The 20,994-nt window shown below is 68.6% G+C and carries 23 protein-coding genes; 13 read left to right on the top strand and 10 right to left on the bottom strand.

Annotation, left to right across the window (positions count from 1 at the left end):
- Positions 1–22: 22 nt before the first annotated feature.
- Together AB0H88_RS13750 and AB0H88_RS13755 are read right to left on the bottom strand one after the other, a co-directional pair.
- On the bottom strand, positions 23–940 hold the full coding sequence (locus AB0H88_RS13750) for a hypothetical protein (protein WP_357644053.1): 918 nt from the start codon (positions 938–940) through the stop codon (positions 23–25).
- Positions 941–943: 3 nt separating this feature from the next.
- Positions 944–1,321: a roadblock/LC7 domain-containing protein gene (locus AB0H88_RS13755; RefSeq protein WP_357644054.1), complete on the bottom strand. Its 378-nt coding sequence runs from the start codon at positions 1,319–1,321 to the stop codon at positions 944–946.
- A gap of 234 nt (positions 1,322–1,555) precedes the next feature.
- Here AB0H88_RS13755 and AB0H88_RS13760 point away from each other — a divergent pair, with 234 nt between their 5' ends.
- Entirely contained in the window at positions 1,556–2,158 is a 603-nt protein-coding gene (locus tag AB0H88_RS13760) for an NAD(P)-dependent oxidoreductase (protein WP_357644056.1), read from the top strand.
- A gap of 68 nt (positions 2,159–2,226) precedes the next feature.
- On the opposite strand, the gene AB0H88_RS13765 is transcribed toward AB0H88_RS13760, so the two are convergent.
- Complete coding sequence (locus tag AB0H88_RS13765) at positions 2,227–3,483, bottom strand: DUF4032 domain-containing protein (protein ID WP_357644058.1); 1,257 nt, start codon at positions 3,481–3,483, stop codon at positions 2,227–2,229.
- A 22-nt stretch (positions 3,484–3,505) separates the two neighbouring features.
- Here AB0H88_RS13765 and AB0H88_RS13770 point away from each other — a divergent pair, with 22 nt between their 5' ends.
- Positions 3,506–5,074 (top strand): DUF885 domain-containing protein, encoded by a 1,569-nt coding sequence (locus AB0H88_RS13770; RefSeq protein ID WP_357644060.1) that lies wholly within the window; start codon positions 3,506–3,508, stop codon positions 5,072–5,074.
- 21 nt (positions 5,075–5,095) lie between these two features.
- On the opposite strand, the gene AB0H88_RS13775 is transcribed toward AB0H88_RS13770, so the two are convergent.
- Together AB0H88_RS13775 and AB0H88_RS13780 are read right to left on the bottom strand one after the other, a co-directional pair.
- Positions 5,096–5,734 carry a class II aldolase/adducin family protein gene (locus AB0H88_RS13775; RefSeq protein ID WP_357644062.1) on the bottom strand — a complete coding sequence of 213 codons (639 nt, stop codon included), beginning with the start codon at positions 5,732–5,734 and terminating at the stop codon, positions 5,096–5,098.
- Between the two features lie 90 nt (positions 5,735–5,824).
- Positions 5,825–6,409 (bottom strand): TetR/AcrR family transcriptional regulator, encoded by a 585-nt coding sequence (locus AB0H88_RS13780; protein ID WP_357644064.1) that lies wholly within the window; start codon positions 6,407–6,409, stop codon positions 5,825–5,827.
- Between the two features lie 71 nt (positions 6,410–6,480).
- Between AB0H88_RS13780 and AB0H88_RS13785 the strand changes: the two genes are divergently transcribed.
- The 7 genes from AB0H88_RS13785 to AB0H88_RS13815 all read left to right on the top strand — a co-directional run bounded on the left by AB0H88_RS13785 (position 6,481) and on the right by AB0H88_RS13815 (position 13,272).
- Positions 6,481–7,458: a PfkB family carbohydrate kinase gene (locus AB0H88_RS13785; protein WP_357644066.1), complete on the top strand. Its 978-nt coding sequence runs from the start codon at positions 6,481–6,483 to the stop codon at positions 7,456–7,458.
- A gap of 27 nt (positions 7,459–7,485) precedes the next feature.
- Positions 7,486–8,700 (top strand): aminotransferase class III-fold pyridoxal phosphate-dependent enzyme, encoded by a 1,215-nt coding sequence (locus tag AB0H88_RS13790; RefSeq protein WP_357644068.1) that lies wholly within the window; start codon positions 7,486–7,488, stop codon positions 8,698–8,700.
- Positions 8,701–8,865: 165 nt separating this feature from the next.
- Positions 8,866–10,311 (top strand): N-acetylglucosamine/diacetylchitobiose ABC transporter substrate-binding protein, encoded by a 1,446-nt coding sequence (gene ngcE, locus AB0H88_RS13795; protein ID WP_357644070.1) that lies wholly within the window; start codon positions 8,866–8,868, stop codon positions 10,309–10,311.
- 3 nt (positions 10,312–10,314) lie between these two features.
- Positions 10,315–11,229 carry a sugar ABC transporter permease gene (locus tag AB0H88_RS13800; protein WP_357644072.1) on the top strand — a complete coding sequence of 305 codons (915 nt, stop codon included), beginning with the start codon at positions 10,315–10,317 and terminating at the stop codon, positions 11,227–11,229.
- A 1-nt stretch (position 11,230) separates the two neighbouring features.
- Complete coding sequence (locus tag AB0H88_RS13805; RefSeq protein WP_357644074.1) at positions 11,231–12,124, top strand: carbohydrate ABC transporter permease; 894 nt, start codon at positions 11,231–11,233, stop codon at positions 12,122–12,124.
- 9 nt (positions 12,125–12,133) lie between these two features.
- The gene (locus tag AB0H88_RS13810) at positions 12,134–12,409 is read left to right on the top strand and encodes a 4a-hydroxytetrahydrobiopterin dehydratase (RefSeq protein WP_357644076.1); all 276 of its coding nucleotides are present in this window, start codon (positions 12,134–12,136) and stop codon (positions 12,407–12,409) included.
- Between the two features lie 83 nt (positions 12,410–12,492).
- The gene (locus AB0H88_RS13815) at positions 12,493–13,272 is read left to right on the top strand and encodes a hypothetical protein (RefSeq protein WP_357644078.1); all 780 of its coding nucleotides are present in this window, start codon (positions 12,493–12,495) and stop codon (positions 13,270–13,272) included.
- Between the two features lie 212 nt (positions 13,273–13,484).
- Here AB0H88_RS13815 and AB0H88_RS13820 read toward each other — a convergent pair whose 3' ends face one another.
- Positions 13,485–14,882 (bottom strand): M6 family metalloprotease domain-containing protein, encoded by a 1,398-nt coding sequence (locus AB0H88_RS13820; RefSeq protein WP_357644080.1) that lies wholly within the window; start codon positions 14,880–14,882, stop codon positions 13,485–13,487.
- Positions 14,883–15,016: 134 nt separating this feature from the next.
- Between AB0H88_RS13820 and AB0H88_RS13825 the strand changes: the two genes are divergently transcribed.
- Positions 15,017–16,117 carry a low temperature requirement protein A gene (locus tag AB0H88_RS13825; protein WP_357644082.1) on the top strand — a complete coding sequence of 367 codons (1,101 nt, stop codon included), beginning with the start codon at positions 15,017–15,019 and terminating at the stop codon, positions 16,115–16,117.
- Positions 16,114–16,443, top strand: a complete 330-nt coding sequence (locus AB0H88_RS13830; RefSeq protein ID WP_357644084.1) for a nuclear transport factor 2 family protein — start codon at positions 16,114–16,116, stop codon at positions 16,441–16,443. The genes AB0H88_RS13825 and AB0H88_RS13830 overlap by 4 nt, the downstream gene beginning before the upstream one ends.
- Positions 16,444–16,592: 149 nt before the next feature.
- On the opposite strand, the gene AB0H88_RS13835 is transcribed toward AB0H88_RS13830, so the two are convergent.
- Together AB0H88_RS13835 and AB0H88_RS13840 are read right to left on the bottom strand one after the other, a co-directional pair.
- Positions 16,593–16,964, bottom strand: coding sequence for a hypothetical protein (locus tag AB0H88_RS13835; RefSeq protein ID WP_357644086.1), 372 nt, complete (start codon positions 16,962–16,964; stop codon positions 16,593–16,595).
- Entirely contained in the window at positions 16,961–17,515 is a 555-nt protein-coding gene (locus tag AB0H88_RS13840) for a MarR family transcriptional regulator (RefSeq protein WP_357644088.1), read from the bottom strand. Before AB0H88_RS13840 ends, AB0H88_RS13835 begins: the two co-directional genes overlap by 4 nt.
- Positions 17,516–17,717: 202 nt before the next feature.
- On the opposite strand from AB0H88_RS13840, the gene AB0H88_RS13845 reads away from it, so the two are divergent.
- Positions 17,718–18,101: a hypothetical protein gene (locus AB0H88_RS13845; RefSeq protein WP_357644090.1), complete on the top strand. Its 384-nt coding sequence runs from the start codon at positions 17,718–17,720 to the stop codon at positions 18,099–18,101.
- 143 nt (positions 18,102–18,244) lie between these two features.
- Here the strand turns inward: AB0H88_RS13845 and AB0H88_RS13850 are convergent, their stop codons facing one another.
- Both AB0H88_RS13850 and AB0H88_RS13855 read right to left on the bottom strand, forming a co-directional pair.
- The gene (locus AB0H88_RS13850; RefSeq protein ID WP_357644092.1) at positions 18,245–19,204 is read right to left on the bottom strand and encodes a pirin family protein; all 960 of its coding nucleotides are present in this window, start codon (positions 19,202–19,204) and stop codon (positions 18,245–18,247) included.
- Between the two features lie 93 nt (positions 19,205–19,297).
- Positions 19,298–20,530: a serine hydrolase gene (locus tag AB0H88_RS13855; RefSeq protein WP_357644094.1), complete on the bottom strand. Its 1,233-nt coding sequence runs from the start codon at positions 20,528–20,530 to the stop codon at positions 19,298–19,300.
- Positions 20,531–20,540: 10 nt separating this feature from the next.
- Between AB0H88_RS13855 and AB0H88_RS13860 the strand changes: the two genes are divergently transcribed.
- The gene (locus AB0H88_RS13860; RefSeq protein ID WP_357644096.1) at positions 20,541–20,975 is read left to right on the top strand and encodes a hypothetical protein; all 435 of its coding nucleotides are present in this window, start codon (positions 20,541–20,543) and stop codon (positions 20,973–20,975) included.
- The last annotated feature ends 19 nt before the right edge of the window (positions 20,976–20,994 follow it).

Here is a 20,994-nt window from a genome sequence, read left to right on the forward strand (position 1 = left end):
CTCCTTTGCGGGCGGGGGAACCTCATGTCAGCTCCTCCAGCGCCTTCTTCAGGCGCATCAGCAGGGCCAGGTCCGTGGGGTCCGCCGTGACCGGCGGGCCGAGCGGCAGGCCCGGGGCACGGGGATCGTGCGGCGGGCGTTGACCGACCGCTCCGCGTTCCCGCTGCGGCAGCGCGCCCTGCCCCTCTCCGGCGATCTTCGCTGCGCTCTCTTCCGGGGCTCGCGACGTGCCGTCCCTGGGAGCGCGCGTGTGGGCGCCCTTGGACGGGCCGTCGTGGGCGCGCGTGGTGGTCGTCTCCACTGGGGGTGCCAGCAGCCCGGCGGCCGCCATCCTCCGTACGGCCAGCAGCACCGAATAGCCGGACCTGCCGATCCGTCTGGCCAGGTCGAGCGGTGTCGCCTCGGCCCCGGCCCCGGTGACGACCTCCCACTGGACCGAATCCAGAGTCACCCCGCTACCCGGCAGCCATGGCGCCGGCCGTACCGGAGCCATGTCCAGCTGGGCGGACGGCCAGATCTGCGCGAGATAGGCGCGGCGGCGCGCGCACTCCCGCACCAGGCCCGCCACGTCGAAGAACCACTGCCCGCCCAGCCAGTGCTGCTCGCCCGGCCGGAACTTCGGCCGCGTCCCGCCTACCGGCAGCAGGAAGAACGCGGCGTCCAGGACGGCCCCGAGCACGCAGTACTGCAGCTCGCCCAGCGTGACGGGCCCCTCCTCCAGCAGGCGCGCGCAGCCCCCGCCGGCCTGCAGCCTGCGCAGCGCGGTCTCCGGCAGCCGCCCGCGCGCCGCCAGCAGCCGCTCGACGCCGGGCGTCTGGGCGCACTCCATGTACGTGACCCGGCCCTCGCTGAGGAAGATCGTCCCGGCTCGGCCCACGCGGAGCGCGCCCGTGGCCCGTTCACGGGCGAGACCGGCCAGAAGCGTGTCCAGCGGTGCCATGGCTCAGGTGAGCAATTGGCGGGAGATGTTCAGCAGGCGGTAGCGCGCCAAGGCGAGATTCGACCGTTCCAGGTCGAGGCGCAGGTAAATGACGAGCGGCCCCTCGAATACCGTTTCGAGGAATCTCAGTAAATGATGGCCTTTGTCGGTAGTGACCAGCATGTCGTCGATGCGGATCGTTTCGCCGGGGCAGGAGCGGGCCAGGCCGTCCATGGTCGCGCGCAGTGTCTCGGTCAGGGCGGCGGCGGAGCTCTCAGCGTCCACACCCTGCGGTGGCCCGCTGATAGCCACGGCCATGCCGCTCGTCTGGTCCACCAGCATCGCGTCCAACGCCCCTGGTATCGCCATGACCTCGGTCAGGCAGTCATCCAGTCCCAGCACGTGACCCTCCCACGCCGTCATGAGGACTGGGACAGCGTAGGAGCGGCGGATGACGGCTGGGCGATCGGATAAAGCGAGATATGTATGAGGTTAAAGATGTCTACGGCCAAGGTAGAGAAAAACCTAACCGCGACGGAGATTTTCCGATTAGGGGTATTGCTGACGGCATTTAAGAGTTTTGCTCACATTATTCTCGGCCCAGCTTTCCGGTATCCAACGGATACTCTGGAGAATATGAAGATCCTTCTCTTTGGCGCGACCGGCATGGTCGGTCAGCGCATCGCCGCCGAGCTGGCGGCCCGCGGCCACGAGGTGACCGGTGTCAGCAGGTCGGGACCGGTCAAGGGAGATGTGCGCGACGCCGCCACGCTGGGCCGCGGCCACGACGCGGTGATCTGCGCGATCGCTCCGCCCCGCGACGGGAGCGAGCCCGAGGGGCCGTTCCTCGACGCCCATCGCGCCCTCATCGACGGCGTCCGCGCCGCCGGGGTCAGCCGGCTCGTCGTCGTCGGCGGCGCCGGCGGCCTGGAGGTGGCGCCCGGTGTCGACCTGGTCGACACGCCCGGCTTCCCGGAGATGTACAAGAAGGAGGCGCTGGCCCAGCGGAGCGCTCTCGGCCTCTACCGCGAGGTCGACGACCTCGACTGGACCTACGTCTCCCCGGCCGCGGAGATCGCGCCCGGAGAGCGCACCGGACACTTCCGTGTCGGTGGCGACCAGCTTCTCGCGGACGCCGAGGGCAACAGCCGCATCTCCGCCGAGGACTACGCGATCGCGATCGCCGACGAGGTGGAGAAGGGCGCGCACCCGCGCCGGCGCATCACGGTGGCCTACTGAACCCCGCCCCGCGCCGGCGCATCACGGTGGCCTACTGAACCCCGCCCGCCCCGGCGCATCACGGTCGCCTACTGAACCCCGCCCCGCTCCTCCACCAGGTCGTCCGGCTCTTCGAGCAGGCCGCCCGGCTCCTCGGGCAGGAGCGCCTTCTCGTCGGGCTTGTGGACGAGCACGTTGTCCACGTACGACTTCACGGCGGCCGGGAGGCCCACGTCGGCCCCGGCCGCCTCCGACAGGTACCACCGGTGGTCCAGCACCTCGTGGAACAGCTGCGCGGGCTCCAGCTTCACGCGCAGCCGGGCCGGAATGCCCTCGACCGTCGGCTGGAACACCTCCGCCAGCCACCGGTGCGCCACGATCGCCTCGTCCTCGTGCCGCAGGCCCTTGGCGACCCGGAAGCCGTCGAGGTCGTTCAGCAGCCGCCTGGCCTGGTTCTCCTCGACGTCGAGCCCGGTGAGCCGGAGCAGCCGCCGCTGGTGGTGCCCCGCGTCGACCACCTTGGGCCGGACGATGAGCCGCCCGGTGCCGACCTTGCGCCGCACCATCATCTCGGCCACGTCGAAGCCGAGCAGGTTGAGCCGCCTGATCCGCTGCTCCACCCGGTGCCAGTCGACCTCTTCGATGATCTCGTCCTGGGTGATCTCGTTCCACAGCCGGTGGTAGCGGGTCACGATGTCCTCGGCGGTGTCCATGGGGTCGATCGACGGGTGCAGCAGCCCGCCCGCCTCCAGGTCGAGCATCTCGCCGAAGATGTTCATGTGCGCGGCCTCGATGTCGGCGAGCCGCTGGCCCTCGCTGAGCATCGGGTGCATCTCGCCGGTCTCCGCGTCCACGAGGTAGGCGGCGAACGCGCCCGCGTCCCTGCGGAACAGCGTGTTCGACAGCGAGCAGTCGCCCCAGTAGAAGCCGGTCAGGTGCAGCCGCACCAGCAGCACGGCCAGCGCGTCGAGCAGCCGGGTGAGCGTGTCGGGCCGCAGCGTCCCGGACATGACCGCGCGGTACGGGAGCGAGAACTGCAGGTGCCGGGTGACCAGCGCCGCGTCGAGCCCCTCGTCCCGGCCGGTGACGTAGGCGATCGGCTCGACCGACGGCGCGTCGAGCCTGGCCAGGTCCCACAGCAGCTGGTACTCCCGCCTGGCGTACCGCTCGCTGATCTCCTTGATCGCGTACACGTTGCCGGACAGCCGCACGAACCGCACCACGTGCCGCGAGATACCACGCGGCAGGTCGACTATGTGATGCGTCGGCCAGTCGGAGAGAGGGACCTCCCAAGGCAGGCGGATCAGGTCGGGGTTGCCGAGCGCGCCGGTGATCTGAAGGGGCATATGCCCAGGATATTGTGCGGACGTGGACGAGTTTCTCAAGTGGTACTTTTCCGGTCGCCCCGTCGTCGCCAGCACCCTGGGAGCCGACGGTTACGATCACACGCTCGGTGACTTCACCGCCGCCGCGTTCGCCGCCCGTGAGCGGGAAGAGAACGTCTGGCTGGACCGGCTCTCCAGGCTGGAGACGGCGGCACCGGACGACGCGATCGACAGGGATCTCGTCCTGTCTCAGCTGAGGGGTTCCATCGCCCTGGCCTCCTGGCCGGACTGGCGGCGTGACCCGGCCGTCTACCTGTCGGCGATCTTCACCTCCATGTTCACGCCGTTCCAGCGGCGGCTCAAGCCCGAGCCTGAGCTGGTGGCCGCCGCCGTCTCCCGGCTGGCCGAGGTGCCGGACGTGCTGGCCGCCTGCCGGGCCAACCTCGACGCCGAGCTCGCGGCGCCGCTGCTCGTCCAGCGCGGCCTCGGGCAGGCGCGCACCGGGCGCAACTTCCTCACCAAGACCATCCCCTCGATGGTGACGGACCCGGAACTGCGCGCGCGGCTCGCGTCCGCCGCCGAGCCGGCCGCCGCTGCTTTCGACGCTTTCGTCACCTTCCTCGACGAGTTCGAGTGCGGCGGCACCTGGCGGATGGGGGAGCGGCTCTACTCGACGCTGCTGCGCGAGCGCGAACTGCTCGGGTACGGCGCCGCCGAACTGCACGAAAAGGGCGAAGCGGCCTGGGCGTCGCTGGACGCGCGGATGCGCGAGGTCACCAGGAGACTCAACGGCACCGAGGACTGGCGCGCCGCGATGGAGTCCTTGATGGACGACCATCCCGCCACGCTGGCCGACATGCGGGCCGAGTACGAGGCCGAGACCCGGCGGGCCCGCGAGTTCGTCAAGGACCGCGACCTGGTGACCTTCCCCGAGGGGGAGGAGTGCCTGGTGCTGCCCTCCGCCGAATACACCAGGCCGATCCTGGCCGTGGCCCACTACCTGTCGCCGCCGCCGCTGAGCAGCTCGCGTACCGGCGTGTTCTTCGTGCCGTACACGCCTGACGGCTTCACCGAGGAGCAGGTACGGCAGCGCCTGCGGACTAACTCGCGGGCCCAGATGCCGTCGATCGCCGTCCACGAGGCCTATCCCGGCCACCACTGGCACCTGTCGCACATGGCGAGCAACACCCGGACCGTGCGCAACGTGTTCCGCACCCCGTACTTCACCGAGGGCTGGGCCCTCTACGTCGAGAAGGTGCTGCACGAGCAGGGCTACTTCGACACGCTCGCCACCGAGCTGGCGCACCTGGACTGCCGCATCTTCCGCGCGGCCCGCATCGTGGTGGACACGGCGCTGCACTGCGAGGACATGTCGATCGAGGAGGCGGAGACGTTCATGGCGACGAAGGCGTCACTGTCGCCCGGAACGGCGCAGGGGGAGGTCAACCGCTACTGCGCCTGGCCTACGCAGGCGCCGTCCTACCTGACGGGCGCGATCGAGATCGACCGGATCAGGGAGTCGTACGACGGGTCGCTGAAGTCGTTCCACGACAAGATCGCGGGCTCGGGCGGCCTGCCGCTGGGACTGGCCGAACAGGCGGCCCACCTGTAGCCCCTCAGGACCTGTAGCTCTTCAGGACGCGCGGCGGGGGAAGGCGGGTGGGTTGAGCGAGCGGTCGATCACGGCCGCGAGCTGCTCGTCGGTAAGGATCGTGGGCTTGCCGACGCTCAGCCCCCGCACGTACACCTCACACAGCCATTCCAGCAGCCGGGTGGCCTCGAAGGCCTGTTCCAGCGTGGCGCCGATGGTGACGCCGCCGTGGTTGGCCATGAGCGCCGCCTGCTTGCCGTCGAGCGCCGCCCGGACGTTGGCCGCCAGCTCCGGCGTCCCGTACGTCGCGTACTCGGCCACGCGCACCACCCCGCCCAGCAGCAGCGCGTTGTAGTGGACCGGCGGCAGCTCGGTCATCGTGCTGGCCACGACGGTCCCGAACACCGAGTGCGTGTGGACGATGGCCCGCGCGGCGGTGGTCTCGTAGACGGCCAGGTGCATCGGCGTCTCCGAGGACGGCTGTAAGTCGCCTTCGACCAGGTAGCCCTCGATGTCCACGATCGGGCACATCTCCGGCGTCAGCCGGTCGAGCGCGGCCCCCGAGGGGGTGACCGCGACCAGGTCGCCATCGCGCATGCTCAGGTTGCCCGACGTGCCGATGACCAGGCCCAGCTCGACGGCTCTCCGTCCGTACTCGCACAACTGCTCGCGCAGGCTCATGGCGGGCAATGTAGTCGGTCGTCCGAAATGCGGCAATGCTACTGAGGGCCGCGTGGTCGGCTCGCTCATCGTGGCCGCCTTCCGGCGCGCTCAGAGATGGTCGAGAGTGGAGAGCATCAGGCGTTCCATGTCCACGCGGGCAAGGCGGCCGGGATAGAGCAGCAGGTGCAGGCTGAGCCCGTCGACCAGCGCCAGGAGGCGCTCCGTGATGTCGTCGAGGTTCTCGTCGGTGGTGAGCTCGCCCGCCGCCCGAGCCTCGCCGAGCAGCGTCCGTACGGCGTCGCGGAGCTCGGCGGCCTCGGCGCGCTGGACCTCGGCCAGGCGCTCGGAGGCCAGGCTGCGGCTCCAGAAGCTGACCTCCAGCCGCGTCTCCTGGGTACGCTCCGCGTCGAGGGGCAGGTTGTCCAGCAGCAGCTCGCGCAGGGCGGCCAGGCCGGTGGCGCCCTCGGTCTTGCGCGTCAGGCGCTCGCGGATGCGCTGGTGGGACTGCCGCAGCGCCGACAGCAGGATCTCGTCCTTGTCGGCGAAGTAGTGCGCCAGCACGCCGTTGGAGTAGCCCGCCTCCTTCGCGATGGCACGGGTCGTGGCGGCGTCGATGCCGTCCCTGACGATCACCCGGCGGGCGGCTGAGAGCACCTCGCGCCTGCGCTCGTCATGGTCAACGATCTTCGGCATCCGGTGGCCCCCTTCTTGGTGCTGTCCCGAGCATATTGACTTTTTATTCGGACGTCTGTCTATTTAGACCCATGACCGTCGCCACGGTCGGCGTGCACATCGTCGACATCCTCGCCAGGCCCGTCGAGTACATCCCCGAAGGGCAGGACACCGCTCTGGTGGACCAGATCCGGCTGACCGCTGCCGGGTCCGCGGCCGGGACGGCGGTCGACCTGGTCAAACTGGGCAACGAGGTCGTCTCCATGGGCGCGATCGGGGACGACGAGCTCGGGGACTTCCTGGTGGCGGTGATGGGCAAGCGCGGCGTGGACGTCTCCCTGCTCGTCCGCAAGGCCGGCGAGCAGACGGCGGCGTCTATCCTCCCGATCAGGCCCGACGGCGGGCGCCCCAGCTTCCACGTCCCCGGGGCGAACCTCGCGGTCACGCCGGCGGACCTGGACGAGGCGCGGCTGCGTGGCGTGCGGGCCGTCCACCTGGGCGGGATGGACGTGACGTTCGGGCTGGGGGATCCGGCGTTCTTCGCGCTGCTGGACTCGCTCCGGGCAGCCGGGGTGATCGTGACGATGGACCTGCTGTCGGAAATGCCGGACCTGCTGGGGATGGCACGGGCGTTCCTCCCGCACGTGGACTATGTCCTCCCGAACGACTCCCAGGCGCTCCTCATGGCGGCCGGCCTCACCGCCGGCTCCGGTTCGTCGGCGGGAGAGGGGGATTCGCCTTCGTCCCCTTCCGTGGCGGAGGTGTCGGCGGCGGCCCTGGCGTTGCTGGCGGAGGGGCCGCGCGGGGTGCTGGTCACCATGGGGGCCGAGGGAAGCCTGGTGGTGACCGAGGCGGGGATCGAGCAGGTGCCCGCGCTCAAGGTCGAGGTCAGCGACACGACCGGCTGCGGGGACGCGTACTGCGCCGGGTTCATCACCGGGCTGCTGCACGGACAGGACGTGGTGGGCGCCGCCCGCTGGGGGACGGCCGCCGCCGCCCAGGTCGCCACCGGACTCGGCTCGGACGCGGGCCTCACCGACCTCGAATCCATCCTCGCCCTCCTGGCGTGACTTCGACCTTGCAGAGAGGGATGTCAGATGACAGACGCTGAGCTTCGTCAGCGGGCGTTGAAGGTCGTGCCCGGCGGCATGTACGGGCACCTCAACGCCGCGATCTTCGCCCCCGGATACCCGCAGTTCTTCGAGCGGGGCGAAGGGTGCCGTCAGTGGGACGTGGACGGCCGCGAGTACATCGACTTCATGTGCAGCTGGGGCCCGGTGGTGCTCGGGCACCGGCATCCGCGCGTGGAGGAGGCGGCCGCCCGGCAGCTGGCTCTCGGCGACTGCCTCAACGGGCCGGGGCCGATCATGGTCGAGCTGGCCGAGCTGCTGGTCGACACCGTGCCCAGCGCGGACTGGGCGATGTTCTCCAAGAACGGCACCGACGCCACCACCCAGGCCCTCATGGTCGCCAGAGCGGCCACCGGGCGGACGAAGGTGCTGATGGCCCACGGCGCCTACCACGGTGCCGACCCCTGGTGCACGCCGTCGCTCGCCGGGACGACGCCGAACGAGCGGGCCGACCTGGTGGAGTTCGACTACAACTCGATCGAGTCGCTGGAGGCCGCGGCCGCCACGGTCGAGGGGGAGGTCGCGGCGATCATCGTGACGCCGTTCAAGCACGACTCCTTCGAGGACCAGGAGCTGGTGGAGCCCGCTTTCGCGCGGGCCGCGCGGGCGCTGGCCGACCGGATCGGGGCCGCGCTGGTGATCGACGACGTCCGGGCGGGGTTCAGGATCGACCTGCGGGGGTCGTGGGAGCCCTATGGCGTACGGCCGGACCTGACGGCGTGGTCCAAGGCCATGGCGAACGGCTACGCCATAGCCGCCGTGACCGGCACGGACGCGTTGCGCGGCCCGGCTCAGACGCTGTATTCGACGGGCTCGTTCTGGTTCTCGGCCGTGGCGATGGCGGCGGCGAAGGCGACGATCGAGACGCTGCGCGACACCGACGGCATCGCGGCCATGGAACGGGCCGGGACGCAGTTGCGTGACGGGCTGTACGGGCAGGCCAAGGCGCACGGGTTCGTGGTGAACCAGACCGGGCCCGTGACGATCCCGTGGCTGAGCTTCGACGGCGACGCCGACCTGTCGACCGCCATGTACTGGAGCGACGCCTGCCTGCGGCACGGCGTGTACATCCACCCGTGGCACAACTGGTTCATGTCGGCGGCGCACACGGAGGAGGACGTGGCACGGGCCCTGGAGAGCACCGACCTGGCCTTCGCCGAGACCCGGGCGCACTTCGGCTGACGATGGGTGGCCGTTTGGGTGGTAGACATCTACTGTCCATTCTGAAAGGGATCACGGCAAAGGTGTTACGGCTCGATTGCGCCCCTTGACGGGTGTGCCCGGCCGTTCGTACCTTCGGGCAAACGGTTAGGAAACTTTCCTAATTCGTCCTCTTCAGGAGCCCCCATGACCCACCCGGGAGAGATCACTCGGCGTCAGCTGCTGCGCCGCATCGGCCTGACCGCGTTCGTCGCCGGCCCCGGCGCGGGCCTGCTGAGCGCCTGCGCCACCAGCGGCGCCGGCGACGAGCCCACCTCGACGCCGACCGGCTCGATCGCCGTCTCCGCCGACCCGAAGAACCCCTTCGGTGTCGACGCCAAGAAGCCGCTGGAGGTCACGATCTTCAGCGGTGGCTACGGCGACGCCTACGCCAAAGACCTGCACGAGAAGATGTACGAGAAGAGGTTCCCCGGAGCGACGGTCAAGCACAACGCGACCCAGCAGATCGGCACCCAGCTGCGCCCGCGCTTCGTCAGCGGCGACGTGCCCGACGTGGTCAACAACTCGGGCCCCGAGGCGCTCGACCTGGCCGCCATGGCCGGCGAGGGCCAGCTGGCCGACCTGACCGCGCTGTTCGACGCGCCTTCCTTGGACGACCCGTCCAAGAAGGTCCGCGACACCGTGACGCCGGCGGTGCTGGACAACGCGAAGATCGACGACAAGGACCTGGTCCTCAACTACACCGTCTCCCACCGCGCGCTCTGGTACAACGCCAAGCTCTTCGCGGACAAGGGATGGGCGCTCCCGAAGACGTGGGCGGAGTTCAAGGCGCTCGGCGAGACGGCGAAGAAGGAAGGCATCCTGCTGTTCGCCTATCCCGGGCAGAAGGGCCCCTACTACCAGCTCTGGAACGCCCTGTACACGGCCGCCAAGATCGGCGGCAACCAGGTCCTCGTCGACATCGACAACCTGGTCGACAACGCCTGGAACGCCGAGCCGGTGAAGCAGTCGGTGACCGCCTGGGTGGAGATCCAGACGCTTTATGGCGATAAAGCGTACTTCGGCCTCGACCACACCCAGACCCAGGTCAAGCAGCTCCAGAACAAGCTGCTCTTCTACCCGGTCGGCTCGTGGATCGAGAACGAGATGGCCAAGGACACGCCCAAGGACTTCGAGTACGCCATCGCCCCGATCCCCGACGTCACCGCCGCCGACAAGATGCCGTACGGGGCCATCCAGGTGGGGGTCGGCGAGAACTTCTTCATCTCCGCCAAGGGCAAGAACCCGCAGGGCGGCCTGGAGTATCTCCGCATCATGCTGTCGAAGGAAGGGGCCAAGGGCTTCACCGAGAAGACCCTGAACCTCACCGTGGTCAACGGCGCGGCCGAGGGACTGGACCTCACCCCTGGCCTCAAGAGCGCGGCCAAGGCGCAGGACGCCGCCGGCCAGAACATCATCACCGACGCCCGTTTCGAGGGCTGGTACAAGGAGTTGTTCGACTACGGCACCCAGCAGATAAACGTGGTCATGGCCGGGCGCATCACTCCCGAGAAGTTCTGCCAGAACATGCAGAAGAAGGCGGACGCCATCAAGAAGGACCCGGCCGTCGTCAAGCAGACGCGGAGCAACTAGCACATGGAGCGGTTGCGCAAGTACGGGTTCGTCGCCGCGTTTCTCGCCGTTCCTGTCGCTCTCTACTCGGTGTTCGTGATCAGCCCCTATATCCAGGCGTTCCAGATCTCCCTGACGGACTGGAACGGCTACAGGTCGAGGCTGCACTACATCGGGCTGGACAACTTCACCCGCCTATTCGGGGACGAGGTCTTCTGGCGGGCCCTGCGCAATCACGGAATCCTGCTGCTCGTGCTGCCACTCGTGACCGTCGCCATCGCGTTGTTCTTCGCGTTCCTGCTGAACCTGGGCGGGGGAACGCGCGGCGCGGGAAAGAAGGGGATCTGGGGATCGAGGTTCTATCGGGTGGTGTTCTTCTTCCCCCAGGTGCTCGCCGTGGCCGTGGTCGGAGTGCTGTTCAAGGCCGTCTACCGGCCCGACGAGAGCGGCGTGATCAACGGAGTCCTGGTCAAGCTGGGCCTCGATCCCGTCGGCTGGCTCGTCGAGCCGGACCTGGCCCTCTGGGCGATTCTGGCGGTGATGATCTGGCAGGCCGTCGGATTCTATGTGGTGCTCTTCTCGGCGGGAATGGCCGCCATTCCGAAGGACTACTTCGAGGCGGCGGCGCTCGACGGGGCGGGGCGGGCGCGGCTGTTCTTCTCGATAACGCTGCCGCTGCTGCGCGACACCATCCAGGTGGGCTGGGTGTATTTGGGGATCGCGGCGTTCGACGGGTTCGCGCTGATCCTCGTACTCGCCGGGGACAAAGGAGAGCCCGACGGGGCCACGACCGTGCTGCCCGTGGAGATATGGAAGACCGCGTTCACCTATTCCAAGGTCGGCTACGCCTCGGCGATGGGGGTCGTGCTGTTCTTTCTCACCGTGACGTTCGCGGTGCTGACCCTGCGCACCACGAGGCGCGAGAGGATCGAGCTCTGACATGGCATCGACCTCCTCTGACATGGCCACGCCTCGTCCGGCCGGCACGCCTCGTGCGGCCAGGCCGCGGCCCGGGGTGCTCGGCGGCCTTTCGCATCTGGCGCTCTTCATCTGGGCGCTGCTGATCATCCTGCCGCTGCTCTGGACGTTCCTCGCGTCGTTCAAGAACAACACGGAGATCTTCGGGGACGCGCTTCAACTGCCCGGGCAGTTGCGGCTCGACGCCTGGGGGAGGGCCTGGGACAAGGCCCACGTGGGGCAGTACATGCTCAACACCGTCATCGTCGTATTTTTCAGCACTTTGGGGACGATGCTGTTCGGCTCGATGGCTGCGTATGTGCTGGCGCGCTACCAGTTTTTCGGCAACAGGGTGATTTATTACTTCTTTGTGGCGGGGATGGCGTTCCCGATCTTCCTGGCGCTGGGGCCGCTGTTCTTCGTCGTCCTCCAGCTCGGGCTGCTGAACTCCCACATCGGGCTCATCCTGGTCTACATCGCCTACTCGCTGCCGTTCACGGTCTTCTTCTTGGCCGCATTTTTCCGTACATTGCCGGACACCGTGGCCGAAGCGGCGGCGATCGACGGCGCCTCCCACACCCGCACGTTCTTCCAGATCATGCTCCCCATGGCCAAGCCCGGCCTGATCAGCATCACCATCTTCAACGTGCTCGGCCAGTGGAACCAGTACCTGCTGCCCCTGGTCCTGCTCACCGACGACAAGGACAAGTGGGTCATCACCCAGGGCATCGCCGACATCTCCACCATCGCCGGGTACGAGGCGGACTGGCCGAGCCTGTTCGCCGCCCTCTGTATGGCGATCATCCCGGTGATGATCGTCTACATCATCTTCCAACGCCAGATCCAGTCCGGCCTCGGCGCGGGGGCGCTGAAGTAACGTGAGCTCATGGACGTCGACAGCAAGCTCAACGACCTGCCCGAATGGCGCAGGGAGGGCGAGGAGATCCGGCGCACGATCAGCGCGCCCGACTTCCCCACGGCCATCCGGATCGTCGACGAGATCGCGGTCCAGGCAGAAGAGATGAACCACCATCCCGACATCGACATCCGGTGGCGCAAACTGCACCTCACGCTGACCACCCACGACAAGGGGCGTCTCACGGAGAACGACTTCACCCTGGCCGCCCTCATCGACGGGATCGCCGCCAAACACGGTGCGTAGTGGGTCGGTTACTGGTTAGAGTGGTGGCCCCGTGAGCCTGGCCAGGGCTCGTCACCGCTTTGGGGGTTCCCATGCGCCTGCCCATGCCCACCATCGCATCCGTCCGCTCACTGAGGGCACGCGCGTCCGACTGCGCGCTGCTGAGCCCCGGATACCCCGACTTCGTCATCGTGGAGCAGTCCGCCGCCCCCGACGGCACCGACTCCGGGACTGCCCGCGACATCGTCGGCGGGACCGCTCGTTCGAGCGATACCGCCCATGGGGCCGCTCGTTCGAGCGACACCGCACGTGGGGCCGCTCGCCCGCTGAGGGCGCGGTCGGCCGCGTTGCTGCTCGCCCTGGCGGTCGCGGGCTGCGCGCAGAGCCCGGCCGATCCCGAGGCTGACGCGCCCGTGGGAAACGCCGTCCACAGCTCCGATGCCGCCGCGGCGCCCACCACGCTCACGGGCGCCGGAGTGTTCAAGCCGCGCACCACGATGGCCATCGTCTACAACCGCAAGCTGGTGCCCAAGGGGGCTCAGGCGAGCGTGACCGCCGAGTCCACGGGCGGCAAGACGGTGACCTCGCTGGTGGTGGAGGGCCTGGTGCCCAACCACCGATACGGCGCCCACCTCCACGTCGCGCCCTGCGGGAAGGGTCCCGCCGCGGCGGGGGCGCACTTCCAGCACATAGCCGGCCGAGCCGATGCCACCAGCGAGGTGTGGCTGGACCTGAAGACGGACGGCTCCGGCGCCGGGCGCGCCACCGCCCGCCACGACTGGCCGCTTACGGGCGCCATGCCCCACTCCCTGGTCCTCCACGCCCGGCCGACCGCCCCCTCCGACCCGCCCGCCCCGCGCATCGCCTGCCTCACGCTCAACTGAGCACCCGCTTTCACTGGCGCTCGTCACGGCGGATGCTGAGCACCTGCTGACACTGGCGCTCATCACGGCGGATGCTGAGCACCTGCTGACACTGGCGCTCATCACGGCGGATGCTGAGCGCCCGCTTTCACAGGCGCCCGTCACGGCAGATGCTGGGCGGTCGCGGCGCTCGCCCAGCATCTGCCGTTGCCGGCCTCCGTCATGGATCACCCTTACGAGCTGACCACGACGTCGATCGTCATCTCCTCATCGCCCGGCGTGCCGGAGACCTCGATGGTCACGCCGGTCCATCCGCCCCCGGGCAGATCGAGCGGGGGCCTGGTGTCCCGGCCGATGCTCGCGTTGCCCAGGTAGGGATACAGATCGTTGGCGTCGCCCCTGTTCCCCAGGCTGCCGATCCGGGCGAGCTGGCGCAGGCCGTCGGCCTGCATCAGCTCGATCGCCAGCCGCCGCTCGTCGTCGACGTTGGGAATGGCCTCGTCCACGACGTAGACCGCGATGCCCTGGTCGGGCAGGAACTCGTCCTGGCCCCGCTTGCGGCGGTATTCCACGACGATGTACTGCGAGTCCTTCATCGTCCGATCGTTACGGATGATGACGAAGTCACCGCCCTCGGCCACCGGCCGGAGCGTGATGCCGTGAGTGGTCTCGGTGACCAGCCGCGGGGTGACCCAGTCGTGGAACATCCGCAGCATGCTGGTCGGGAACACGGGCGTGACGCCGCGGTTGCCCCACGACCCGGCCGCCATCAGGCAGAAGTTGCCCAGCCCGTGCGACTTGGCGCCGGTCTGCGCCCGGTCGGTGTCGTAGTAGTCGGCCCAGCGCGCCGCCAGGTGCCCCCACTCGTGGGCGCAGACGCCGACGTTGCAGTCCTCGGGCACGGTCAGGAAGGTGCCCACCTCCAGGTCGGGCCCGACCGTGATGGGCTCGTCGCCGACGGTCCACTTCAGGCTCCAGATGTACTGGAGTCCTTCGGCCTCGGCGAAGGTCTCCGCGCCCGGGCCGGCGTGCACGACGAACAGCGCGGTGACCTGGTGCTCGTCGAGTACGTCGTAGGAGGGATCGAACCCGACACCCGCCGCCAGAGCGGCCTGCACGGCGTCGCGAGCCATACCCTGGGCGTTGCGCGGGAAGTGGTCCTCGTCCAGCCCCGACTTGTTGTTGGCGTAGAAGGCCAGCGTCTGCGGCAGCCGGAACCAGCCGAACACCTCGCCCTGCACATCGATACCGTGGTCATCGCTGAAGCCGCTGACCTTCCGGTAGAAGTCGCGCATGCTGCCCGGCTGAGTGCCGAACAGCAACTGCCTGAAGTGCTCCGCGTCGTGAGCCGGATCATGCGGCCGGTCCGCGAAGTCGACCAGCAGCACCAGCGTCTTGATGACGCCCTTGAGCTTCTTCGGCGGCCGGTTGATCAGGCTCACGTCGGGAGCCTGCGGGGTGACGTTGCCGTCATCCAGGCCTGCCGAACGCGGCCCACGCCGCTCGGAACGCCACATCGCGTAGTAGTCCTCGAACGTCAGGTGCTCGGGCAGGAGCCCGGCCGCCTTCAGTTCGTAGAAGCGGGTCTCCAGCTTGGCCAGCGCATCCGGCGCTAATGGAACGAAGTGCATGGTGTCCCCCCATCGTCCGTCCTTTCGTGAAGGTAGGACGGACGATGGGTTCTGTCCTGAGTACCCCCTACTCAACCGATGCGCACCAGACCTCCAGGGCGACATAATTACACGATTACAAATGGGAGGTATCGGTGAGCAGGAGTTGGCAGCCGCCTAGGTTACGGCTGTTCGAGGGAACGCAGCGACGGGCCACCTGGTTGGAGCTGCTCTATGACCTGGTGTTCGTCGTGGCCGTGGCCGAGTTGGCCGATGTGCTGGCCGAGGGGACCGAATCAGGACGGATTCTGGCGTTCATCGGGCTCTTCGTTCCCCTCTGGTGGGCCTGGGCGGGGTACGTGTTCTACGCGAACCGTTTCGACACCGATGATGTGAGCCATCGGCTGCTCGTACTGCCCCAAATCCTTGCCGTAGGGACGATGGCCGCGAGCGTGGGCGACATCGGGCAGCGTTCCGCGTTGTTCGCGCTCTCCTATGTGGCGGTCCGGATCCTGCTCATCGTGGCCTACCTGCGCGCCGGGCGGCATGTGCCCGAAGGGCGGCCGTTGACCAGCAGGTATGTGGCCGGGTTCACGGTGTCGGTGGTCATCTGGACGGCGTCGCTGGCCGTCGAGCCGCCGCTGCGCTATGTCCTGTGGGCCGTCGCCATGGCGATCGACCTGGCCACGCCGCTCCTGGCGCGGCGGCACCAGGGCGCGCTGCCGCCGCAGAGCGAGCACCTGCCCGAGCGGTTCGGACTGTTCGTGGTGATCGTGCTGGGCGAGGTCGTCGCCGCGGTGGTGGTCGGGCTGAAGAGTCACGCGGTCACGCCCGGCACGCTGCTGATCGCCCTCGCGGGCATCGCGATCGCCATGGCGTTCTGGTGGCTGTATTTCGGCCACATAGACGAGTCCGTGGTGCTGCGTACCCAGCTGGCGGGACAGGTCTGGGTCTACTCCCATCTGCCGCTGTCGCTGGGACTGATCGCGTTCGGCATCGGGATCGAGCACGCGATCGCCCACCCGGGAACGGGCTGGGCCGTCGGGGTGCCCGCCGCGGTGGTGTTCGCCATCCTCGGCCTCCAGCACCTGTGCTCCGGCGACCGGCTCGCGACCGGCATCCGCGTGGCGGCCGCCGCGCTCACGCTCGTCACCTCCGCGCTCCCGGCCGCGTTGGCGCTCCCCTTGATTCTCTTGTACGGCGGGGCGCAGGTCGCCTACGATCTTCGCCGTCCCCTGCCCGGAGGAGAGGCATGACCGTCATGGAGCTGTTCGACCGCCAGCTGGCCGCGATCGCGGACCGGGACCTGGAGGCGCTGCTGGCGCAGTACCACGAGGAGGCCATGGTCGTCCGCTTCGACCGCGTGGCCAGGGGGGCGGCGGAGATCCGTGAGCTGTTCGGCACCTATCTGGCCGCCGAGCCGCAGGTCGTCGAGGTGATGTCGGTCCAGGCGGTGGACGATGTCATCTTCTACAACGCCCTCATGACCGTCGCCGGCAACAAGGTCACCACGTTCGGCACGCTGGTGATCAAGGACGGCAGGATCTGGCGCCAGACCGCCGCCGCCCTGCCGTCCCCCTGACTCCGCCCAGCCTCTTGACCGCGCCCAGCCCCTTGGCCGGCGCCCAGTTCGTCAGCTGAGCTCAGCTCGTCGGCTCAGCTCGTCGGCCCAGCTCGTCGGCCCAGCTCGTCGGCCCAGCTCGGCCGGTCAGCTCGGCCGGTCAGCTCGGCTCAGACCATCAGCTGCCTCATCGGCTGCCACGGCGTGGCGTCGAAGATCAGCATGATGGAGACGATCCGGCCGTCGACGAGCTGGAAGTGCTCGGCGGTGCGCTGGGTGCCCACCGGCGTGGCGGTGTGCACGTCGTAGACGAGCGTGGCCTCCGACTCGCCGTAGAGCTCGCTGATCAGGTCGACGCCGGTGACCACCTGGACGAAGCCGGTGATCCCGGCCAGGTGGCCGGTGGCGTCGTCGGAGCTCATGAGCGGGCTCCGGAAGCTGAATCCGTCACCGATGAGCGCGGCCGCCGTGGCCACGTCGCCGCGGAAGCGCGCCTCGTGGTAGCCACGTACGACCTCACGCGTCTGGCTCTCGCCGCTCATGAGGCACCTTCCAGGTACTGCGCGAGCCGGTGCTGATTGTCGGCCACCCGCAGGCACAGGTCCCGGAACCGGGTCACATCGTCGGCCGAGAAGTCCCTGAACATCGCCGTCATCGCCCGCTGCGACGGCTCGCTGAACGCCTTGATCCAATCCCGTCCCGCCGCCGTGATCTGGGCCAGGACCGAGCGCCGATCCTGCTGGTCGGGGACCCGCCGCACCAGACCCTCACGCTCCAGCGTGTCGACCAGCCCCGTCACGTTGCGGGAACTGACACCCGCGGACTGGGCCAGCTCCCCGATGCTCACTCCATCTTCATGGGCGGCACCGAGCCGCATCAGCAGGTCCATCGCGCCGGAGCTCAACCCCCTGCCCTGGCTGCCATGAGCGCGCATCCGCTCGATGGCGTGGAAGGCGGTGCGAACGGCGGCCGCGGCCTCCAGCGCGGCGGTGTCGCCTCCGCCGGTGAACTGCCGCATGGCGGCTCTGGTCGCGGGATCGAAGAGGCTTCCGTCGGGGTCAGCGTCGAAGTCTGATTTATATACGTCCTTCATGATGAAGCGGCACATTAGTACGTACTTCAAGACTTGTCCACCGGCCGGAGCCGGGATGACCGGGGCTCCCGGACGGCCCTCGTCGCGCCCGGCCGGTCCGGCCGCCCTCGACGGGCACGCCGAAATCGGCTCGCACTTCTTATGAACTTTGCCGCCGATGTCGTCGTCATTCCTACGGAAATGCAAAACGACAGGGGGCATTGTGGAAAAGCTGTTACTCGTCACTGCCATCGCCGGACTGGCGCTCGCCACCGTGGGCACCACCGCCGCTTCGGCCACCGCTCGGGCGATTCCCCGCGCATCTCTGAGCGACGGGCACGGGGGCGTGCTCGCCGAAGTCGAATTGGAGAGCGACACGAGAATCATCGTCTGCGACCGGAACACCGACCACCGTTACGCGATGGCCAAGGTCAGGTACCAGGGGCACACCTACCAGTACGCCAACTACTACAAGAACCAGGACTGCCTCGAGCAGCGGACCAGGCGCATGTCAAACGGCAAGATCGAGCTCTGGGCCTGCGTGAGCAAGCCGTACAAGGTGAAATTCGACCACTGCGGGCCGAAGAAGACGGTGGTCCGCCCGTGACGGCGTCGCCCTTTTAAGCGCAATGGGCCGCCGTGAATCACGGCGGCCCAACTCCAACGACCTATTCGAACGACCCGCTCAACAGCGGACTGCTTGATCGCAGAACCCGCTTAATAGCGGGCCGCTCAATGCGATTCCCGCAATCAGGCGGCGGGAATGGAGCCCAGGCGGCCCGCCTGATAGTCCTCGAAAGCCTGGGCCAGCTCGGCGCGGGTGTTCATGACGAACGGGCCGTAATGGGCCACCGGCTCGCCGATCGGCTGACCGCCCAGGACGATGACCTCCATGGTGTCCTTCGCCGACAGCGTGATCGTCTCGCCCGACGTGGTCTTCCCGGGGCGGTCGCCGAAGCCGTCGAACACGGCCAGCTGGCCGCTGACCAGCGGGCGCCGTTCGGTCCCGACCGTGCCGCGACCCGACAGGACGTACGCGAGGGCGTTGAAGTCCCTGCGCCACGGCATCGTCAGCCGCGCACCCGGGCTGATCGTGGCGTGCAGCAGGGTGATCGGCGTCTGGGTGCTGCCGGGGCCGGTGTTCCCGGCCAGGTCGCCCGCGATAAGGCGGACCAGGGCGCCGCCGTCGTGGCTGCTGAGCAGCGCGACGCTGGTGCTTCCGATGTCCTGATATTTCGGGGCGATCATCTTCTTGGCGCCCGGCAGGTTCACCCACAGCTGGATGCCGTGGAACAGCCCGCCCTGCTGCACCAGCCACTCCGGCGGCGCCTCCTTGTGCAAGATGCCGGCGCCGGCGGTCATCCACTGGGTGTCACCGTTGGTGATCGTGCCACCGCCTCCGTTGGAGTCGAGATGCTCCATCACGCCGTCGATCATGTACGTGACGGTCTCGAAGCCGCGGTGCGGGTGCCACGGGGTGCCCTTGGGCTCGCCGGCCGCGTAGTCGACCTCTCCCATCTGGTCCATCATCACGAACGGGTCCAGGTATTCAGGCTTGATCGCGGCCAGGGCACGGCGGACCGGGAAGCCCTCGCCCTCGAAGCCGCTCGGCGCGGTCTCCACGGCGAGCACCTTGCGGTCCTGCGCCTCGGCCAGCGGCTCCGGCAGGCGGGGCAGGCTGAGCGGGTTCTCTACGGTGACGGCGGGCATGTCGGGCTCCCTTCGGCGGAATCTGCTGTGCTCAACCAAGTTGAGATTTCAACTATTCCAGGCCGCAGGTCCCGGCCCGCGGGAGCCCGGGGCTCAGGACGACTTGAGCATGGCGAAGGCGCCCCGCGAGAGCGCGACGAGCTCCTCGTAGACCTGGTCCTCCTGGAGGGCGGAGGACGGGTCGGAGGCCATGGCCGTGACCATGAAGGTGCGCCCGGACGGCGTGCGGGCCAGGTAGCTCAGGTCGAGCACGCCCTGCTCGGAGCCGCCCTTGAACCAGACGGTGGGCCATTCTTTGGCCGGCAGTTTGATCCCACCGGTGCTCTGCGACATGACCTCGCCGACCCGCTTGTCGCGGCTCTTCGCCAGCCCCGCGTACGCGCGGCAGATGTCGGCCGGGGAGCCGAACCACTCCACGGTGTCCAGCTCACGCGGCTCGGCCCACGGGATGATGCTGGACAGCGGAAGTTTGCCGACGACCGCCGACAGGTAGTCACGCCGACCGGCCGTGTCGCGCGACAGATACTCCTTGGAGTATCGCGGGTAGTCGGCACCCTTGAGCGTGAACAGCTCCCTGGTGGTCAGGAACGGCGTGTTCCGCTTCACCTGGCCGCGCCAGGCCCGTACGCGGTCCTCGACCGCCGTTCGGCCGGCCTGGTGGAGCAGCAGGTCCGCGCCCGTGTTGTCGCTGATGCCGATCATCAGCTTGGCCGCCTCCAGGACCGGCACCTGGCTGTTGTCGGGGCGGCCTTCAAGCTGGCCGCCGGGGCTCTTCAGCTCGGGCTTGATCGTCATCGCGGTGTCCCACGAGAACCTGCCCTGCTTGATCTTCTTGGCGACGGCCCCGAGGACGTACAGCTTGAACATGGAGCCGAGCGGGCGCGCCTGCCCGCCGGCGATGGCGTGCACCGGGCGGCAGGTGCCATCGGGCTTGACCTCGGCGGCGAGGAAGCCCACGCGGGCCGCCGCCTTGGCCGCCCGCCGATCCAGCTCGTCCCAGCTCGTGGGGGAGGGCTGAGGAGTGGCCGGTTCGGTGAACAGCATGCCGTCGATCTTGCCCTTGGCGTCCACCGAGAACGTCAGTTTGTACGTGTGGGCGCCGACCAGCACATGCGCGATCAGATCGGTGGGCGCGGCCCCGATGATCTTCTGCAACTGGATCCCGCGCAGCCCGGCCAGGGTCTGGTTGAACTTGTCCGCCGGGATCTGCTCCAGGAACGCCGGGGCGAGGTGCTCGGCCAGCTCGGCCTGCCCGATCGGCGCCCTGGCGGGGGCGTCGAGCAGCCAGCGCAACTGCTGCCCGATGGGCGTATTGGGAATCTCCACGGGCGGCGCGGTGGTCGCTGAGGAGGTGCCTGGAACGTTCCTGCCGGCGGCGGAGATCGTGAGCAGACCTGCGGCGGCCCCAGGCGAGTTCGCGTCGCCCACAGGCCGGTTCGCGGCAACCCCGGACAGGCTGGTAACGGCCGCAGGCCGGTTCGCGGCCACCCCGGGCGGGCTGGTGGTGGACCCTGCCGCGCAGGCGGTCAGTGACACGGTCACGGCGGCGGCCGCGACGGCGAGTGCGGGTTTCGAGGGGGAGGATTTCGAGGGGGAGGATTTCGAGGGGGAGGGCTTCGAGGGGGAGGGCTTTGAGGGGGAGGACAATGGTGGCTCCTTCGACTTCACGTTCGACTTCGACTTGGATTTCGACTCAGCCCCAGGTGGAACACGCGCCTCCCACTCAACAGACCTCGTCCTACATATCCCACCTGGTGAACCGCCGTCTTGAGTCTGCGGATAACCGCACC

The sequence above is a fragment of the Nonomuraea sp. NPDC050680 genome (assembly GCF_040654555.1).
Classification (GTDB): domain Bacteria; phylum Actinomycetota; class Actinomycetes; order Streptosporangiales; family Streptosporangiaceae; genus Nonomuraea.

Bases quoted from the DNA above. Each gene is read 5' to 3' on its own strand.
- AB0H88_RS13805 (WP_357644074.1), top strand. From the start codon at position 11,231: ATGGCATCGACCTCCTCTGACATGGCCACGCCTCGTCCGGCCGGCACG.
- AB0H88_RS13785 (WP_357644066.1), top strand. From the start codon at position 6,481: ATGACCGTCGCCACGGTCGGCGTGCACATCGTCGACATCCTCGCCAGG.
- AB0H88_RS13790 (WP_357644068.1), top strand. From the start codon at position 7,486: ATGACAGACGCTGAGCTTCGTCAGCGGGCGTTGAAGGTCGTGCCCGGC.
- AB0H88_RS13835 (WP_357644086.1), bottom strand. From the start codon at position 16,964: ATGAGCGGCGAGAGCCAGACGCGTGAGGTCGTACGTGGCTACCACGAG.
- AB0H88_RS13820 (WP_357644080.1), bottom strand. From the start codon at position 14,882: ATGCACTTCGTTCCATTAGCGCCGGATGCGCTGGCCAAGCTGGAGACC.
- AB0H88_RS13815 (WP_357644078.1), top strand. From the start codon at position 12,493: ATGCCCACCATCGCATCCGTCCGCTCACTGAGGGCACGCGCGTCCGAC.
- AB0H88_RS13765 (WP_357644058.1), bottom strand. From the start codon at position 3,483: ATGCCCCTTCAGATCACCGGCGCGCTCGGCAACCCCGACCTGATCCGC.
- AB0H88_RS13750 (WP_357644053.1), bottom strand. From the start codon at position 940: ATGGCACCGCTGGACACGCTTCTGGCCGGTCTCGCCCGTGAACGGGCC.
- AB0H88_RS13800 (WP_357644072.1), top strand. From the start codon at position 10,315: ATGGAGCGGTTGCGCAAGTACGGGTTCGTCGCCGCGTTTCTCGCCGTT.
- AB0H88_RS13850 (WP_357644092.1), bottom strand. From the start codon at position 19,204: ATGCCCGCCGTCACCGTAGAGAACCCGCTCAGCCTGCCCCGCCTGCCG.
- AB0H88_RS13780 (WP_357644064.1), bottom strand. From the start codon at position 6,409: ATGCCGAAGATCGTTGACCATGACGAGCGCAGGCGCGAGGTGCTCTCA.
- AB0H88_RS13775 (WP_357644062.1), bottom strand. From the start codon at position 5,734: ATGAGCCTGCGCGAGCAGTTGTGCGAGTACGGACGGAGAGCCGTCGAG.
- AB0H88_RS13830 (WP_357644084.1), top strand. From the start codon at position 16,114: ATGACCGTCATGGAGCTGTTCGACCGCCAGCTGGCCGCGATCGCGGAC.
- AB0H88_RS13840 (WP_357644088.1), bottom strand. From the start codon at position 17,515: ATGAAGGACGTATATAAATCAGACTTCGACGCTGACCCCGACGGAAGC.
- AB0H88_RS13810 (WP_357644076.1), top strand. From the start codon at position 12,134: ATGGACGTCGACAGCAAGCTCAACGACCTGCCCGAATGGCGCAGGGAG.
- ngcE (WP_357644070.1), top strand. From the start codon at position 8,866: ATGACCCACCCGGGAGAGATCACTCGGCGTCAGCTGCTGCGCCGCATC.
- AB0H88_RS13760 (WP_357644056.1), top strand. From the start codon at position 1,556: ATGAAGATCCTTCTCTTTGGCGCGACCGGCATGGTCGGTCAGCGCATC.